General features: G+C 66.4%; 4 protein-coding genes. 2 read left to right on the forward strand and 2 right to left on the reverse strand.

The annotated features are described in order from the left end of the window. Positions 1 to 287 precede the first annotated feature (287 nt). Positions 288 to 2,558 (forward strand): formate C-acetyltransferase, encoded by a 2,271-nt coding sequence (pflB, locus tag Q1V87_RS07150; RefSeq protein WP_300591474.1) that lies wholly within the window; start codon positions 288 to 290, stop codon positions 2,556 to 2,558. Between the two features lies 1 nt (position 2,559). Then, complete coding sequence (gene pflA, locus Q1V87_RS07155) at positions 2,560 to 3,372, forward strand: pyruvate formate-lyase-activating protein (protein WP_300591475.1); 813 nt, start codon at positions 2,560 to 2,562, stop codon at positions 3,370 to 3,372. Here the strand turns inward: pflA and dxr are convergent. Together dxr and Q1V87_RS07165 are read right to left on the reverse strand one after the other, a co-directional pair. Beyond that, positions 3,366 to 4,451 carry a 1-deoxy-D-xylulose-5-phosphate reductoisomerase gene (gene dxr / locus Q1V87_RS07160; RefSeq protein ID WP_300591476.1) on the reverse strand — a complete coding sequence of 362 codons (1,086 nt, stop codon included), beginning with the start codon at positions 4,449 to 4,451 and terminating at the stop codon, positions 3,366 to 3,368. The two genes, pflA and dxr, sit on opposite strands and share 7 nt — an antisense overlap. A gap of 47 nt (positions 4,452 to 4,498) precedes the next feature. Further along, on the reverse strand, positions 4,499 to 4,955 hold a 457-nt coding region (locus tag Q1V87_RS07165; RefSeq protein WP_300591477.1), incomplete at its 5' end, for an FKBP-type peptidyl-prolyl cis-trans isomerase.

A 4,955-nucleotide genomic window follows, 5' to 3' on the forward strand; every position in this document is an offset into this window, starting at 1 on the left:
GTACACGACGTTCTGGAACTTTTCGGGCGGGGTCTTCGCCCTGATCGGCTCGCTCGTGGTGCTGCTGCTTTTCGGGCTGATCTTCGGTCGCAAGCGCAGCTGACCCCTTGTGGTCTGACCACAAACATCTGTGTGGTCAGACCACACGGATGTAGCGATTCGTGCATCTTTCGGACGGGTCTGCGACACAGGTCTAGCGTCGGTGTCAGAAGCACTCCCGCGGCGGCGTAACCCGTCGCCGAGACGAGTGACCCACACTTCGACACCCACGAAGGAGATGCGTCACCATGAGCACCGTCACCCCCACCCCCGTCGACCAGGCAGACGCGATCCCCGCGGCCTGGGACGGATTCGTCGCAGGCCCCTGGCAAGACGCCATTGACGTCCGCGACTTCATTCAGCGCAACTACACGCCCTACAGCGGTGATGCCTCGTTCCTGGCGGGCGCAACCGAGCGGACGCAGCGGGTCTGGCAGACGCTGACCGCGATGTTCCCCACCGAGCGCGAGCGCGGCGTGTACGACGTCGACGCCACCACGCCCTCGACGATCACCTCGCACGCACCGGGCTACATCGCTCGTGAAGACGAACTGATCGTCGGCCTGCAAACAGACGCCCCCCTCAAGCGCGCCATCATGCCCAATGGTGGATGGCGCATGGTCAAGGGAGCGTTGGAGACGTACGGCTACGACGTGCCAGCCGACCTGGAGAAGATCTTCACGACCTATCGCAAGACCCACAACGACGGTGTCTTCGACGTCTACCCGCCTGCTGTCCGCCGGGCACGCAGCAGTCACCTCATCACCGGACTCCCGGATGCCTATGGCCGCGGCCGCATCATCGGTGACTACCGCAGGGTCGCGCTCTACGGAACCGACGCCCTGATCGATGCCAAGAAGGCCGAGCACGCCGAGCTCGACATGCACTTCTCGACCGAGAGCATCATCCGTGATCGGGAAGAGAACGCCGAGCAGATCCGTGCCCTCCAGGAACTGACCCGGATGGCAGCAACGTACGGCTACGACATCGCGCGTCCCGCAGCGAACGCTCGCGAGGCCCTGCAGTGGCTCTACTTCGCCTACCTCGGTGCGGTGAAGGAGCAAAACGGCGCGGCGATGAGCTTCGGCCGTAACACCGGGTTCCTGGATGTCTACATTCAGCGCGACCTCGAGGCCGGCGTCCTCGACGAAACGGGAGCGCAAGAACTCATCGACGACCTCGTCATCAAGCTTCGGATCGTGCGGTTCCTGCGCACGCCCGAGTACGACGCCCTGTTCTCCGGCGACCCGACATGGGTGACCGAGTCGCTGGGGGGCACGGGCGTTGACGGGCGGACGCTCGTCACCAAGACGGCGTTCCGGTTCCTGCAAACTCTCTACAACCTGGGCCCAGCGCCCGAGCCGAACCTGACGGTGCTGTGGTCGAACGACCTCCCCCGCGGGTTCAAGGAGTTCTGCGCGAAGGTTTCGATCGACACGTCCTCCATCCAGTACGAATCGGATGCCCTCATCCGGGGCCTGTGCGGAGACGATGCGGCGATCGCTTGCTGCGTCTCGCCCATGAGCGTCGGCAAGCAGATGCAGTTCTTCGGCGCGCGGGTGAACCTCGCCAAGACCCTCCTCTACGCCATCAACGGCGGCCGCGACGAGGTCAGCGGCAAGCAGGTCGCTCCCGTGATGCCGGCCGTGGTCGGCGACGTGCTCGACTACGACGACGTGCGCGGCAAGTTCCGCACGCTCATGGAGTGGCTTGCCGCAACCTACGTCGACGCGCTGAACTGCATCCACTACATGCACGACAAGTACGCATACGAGCGGCTCGAGATGGCGCTGCATGACCGGGAGGTCCTGCGCACGATGGCCTGCGGTATCGCGGGACTCTCGGTGGCGGCAGACTCCCTGTCGGCCATCAAGTTCGCTCGGGTGTCCCCCGTCCGCAACGAGACTGGCCTCGTGGTCGACTACGTCGTGGAGGGCGAGTTCCCCACCTACGGCAACGACGACGACCGTGTCGATGACATCGCACGGGAGCTCGTGACCGAGTTCATGGAGATGCTGCGCTCGCACCCGACCTACCGGGACGCCGTCCACACCCAGTCCGTGCTGACGATCACCTCGAACGTCGTCTATGGCAAGGCCACCGGCAACACCCCCGACGGGCGCCGCGCCGGAGCCCCGTTTGCACCGGGTGCGAACCCGATGAACGGTCGCGACACGCACGGAATGCTGGCAGCCACCCTCTCGGTCGCCAAGATCCCCTTCGACCAGGCGCAGGACGGCATCTCGCTGACCACGACTGTCGTCCCCGCGGGCCTCGGCCGCACCGAGGATGAGCGGGTCGCGAACCTCGTCGGACTCCTGGATGCCCAGATGGCTGCAGGTGGTTACCACTTGAACGTCAACGTCCTCACGCGGGAAACGCTCGAAGACGCGATGGAGAACCCGGAGAACTACCCCCAGTTGACCATCCGGGTCTCGGGTTACGCCGTCAACTTCGTCCGGCTCACCCGCGAGCAGCAGCTCGACGTGATCAGCCGCACCTTCCACGCGGGGGTGTGACATGACCGCCGTCGCGCTTCCGCAGCCGACGGTCCACGCGGGCCGCCTTGAGACGCACCACGCGCGTCTTGAGGCGGCCCGCGCCGGCGAGGTGGGAAGCGTCCACTCCTGGGAGCTCGTCACCGCCGTCGACGGGCCGGGTACCCGAATGACGCTGTTCCTCTCCGGCTGCCCGCTGCGGTGCCAGTACTGTCAGAACCCCGACACGTGGCTCCAGAAGGATGGAACGCCCACGACGCTCGCCGAGATCGTCACCCGCATCCGCCGCTACGCCGGCGTCTTCCGGGCCACCGGCGGCGGATTGACGATCTCGGGCGGCGAACCGCTGCAGCAGTCCGCGTTCGTTGCCCGCATCCTTCACGAAGCGGCTGCAGAAGGCATCCACACCGCCATCGACACCTCGGGCTACCTGGGTCGCAACGCGTCCGACGCGATGCTCGACGATGTCAGCCTCGTGCTGCTGGACGTGAAATCCGGCATCCCCGAGACCTACCGCACGGTCACCGGACGGGAGCTGCAACCGACCATCGACTTCGGTGATCGCCTCGCCGCCCGGGGAATTCCCACGTGGATCCGCTTCGTTCTCGTGCCGGGACTCACGGATGCCGAAGACAACGTCGACGCCGTTGCTGGTATCGTCGCGCGGTGGTCGAACGTGGAGCGGGTCGAGGTTCTCCCGTTCCACCAGATGGGCGCCTCGAAGTGGGACCGCCTGGGGCGTGCGTACAGCCTGGCTGAGACCCGCGCCCCGGAACCGGAGCTGATCGAACGCGTTCGCCGGCAATTCCGCGCGCGCGGCCTGACGACCTACTGACCTGACCGCACGAGCTCGGCCGCCCTGCGCCGGGCCCACTGTTCGGCCTCCGCGAGGCTCTCGCGGGTGAGCGATGACGGCGCATCATGGGCATCGACGACCCGCTCGACGGTCACGAGGATGTCGAGGAATCCGATGTCCCCGTCGTGGAAGGCATCCACAACTACCTCGTTTGCAGCATTGAAAACCGCCGGATACGTTCCGCCTGCGCGCCCCACGCGCTTTGCCAACGCGACGGCAGGAAAGGCTTTCTCATCCAGTGGCTCGAAGCTCCAGGTGGTGGCGACGCTCCAGTCGATAGGTGCACCGACTCCGGCGATGCGATGCGGCCAGTCCAGGCCGAGCGAGATCGGGAGGCGCATATCGGGCGGGGATGCCTGGGCGATCGTGGAGCCATCACTGAACTCCACCATCGAGTGGACAACCGACTGCGGGTGCACCACCACGTCGATCTGTGCGTAGGGCACGTCGAACAGCAGGTGCGCCTCGATCACCTCGAGGCCCTTGTTGACCAGGGTCGCCGAGTTCGTGGTGACCACCCGGCCCATGTTCCAGGTCGGATGCGCCAGCGCCTCGGCGGGCGTCACCGACTCCAGCGCTTCGCGGGCGCGACCACGGAACGGGCCGCCTGACGCGGTCAGCACCAAGCGGCGGACCTCTGCCCGCTCGCCGGAGCGCAGGGCCTGGGCGATCGCAGAGTGCTCGGAATCCACCGGAACGATCTGCCCCGGCTGCGCGAGCGCTGTCACCAGTTCGCCGCCGATGATGAGCGACTCTTTGTTCGCCAGCGCCAGCGTCCGCCCCTCCTCCAGCGCGGCGATGGTCGGCCCGAGGCCGACCGATCCCGTGATGCCATTGAGGACGACATCAGCCTCGACATCCCGAACCAATTGCTCTGCCTCACGGATGCCGACAGCCGTGCTCTCAACACCGAACTCGCGGGCCTGCGCCTCGAGGACCTTGCGCTGACTCCCGGTCGCCAGACCGACGACCTCGAACCGGTCCCGGTTGCCCCGAATGACGTCGAGTGCCTGCGTGCCGATCGACCCGCTGGAGCCGAGAATGATGACGCGGCGCATGCCCTCAGCCTATCGAGGGCCTCGCGCTGCGCCGCGTCGGGACGTGCTCAGCCCGCCGCGGGCTCGGTCGAGATGATCTGCACGACGAAGACGAGAGTCTCGCCGGCCAGCGCGTTGGTGTTGGTCACTGATGCTTCGCCGTATCCACACAGGGGCGACATCGAAACGAGGACGGTCGAGCCGACCTTCTGCCCCTCAAGTGCTCGCTGGAAACCGGACACGACCTGCGTGGTCTGGAAGGTCGCGGGCGAGCCCTTCTCCCAACTGGAGTCGAAGACGGTGCCATCGCTCCACTTCACGCCGGTGTAGTTGACCGTAACGCTGTCACCGGGCTCGACGACGGCTCCGTCGCCCTCCGTGAGAACGTCGACGACAACACCGCTCGGCGGGTCGGATGCGGGGATCGAAATGGCGGGGGCACCGCTCTCGTCGAAAGCGACGGTCGGCATCGCGGCGTCTGCGTCCACGACCTGGCACCACTGATCGGCCGGCGTGACATCGAGC

Origin of the sequence: Microbacterium sp. (genome assembly GCF_030149085.1) — a bacterium.
Classification (GTDB): Bacteria; Actinomycetota; Actinomycetes; order Actinomycetales; family Microbacteriaceae; genus Microbacterium.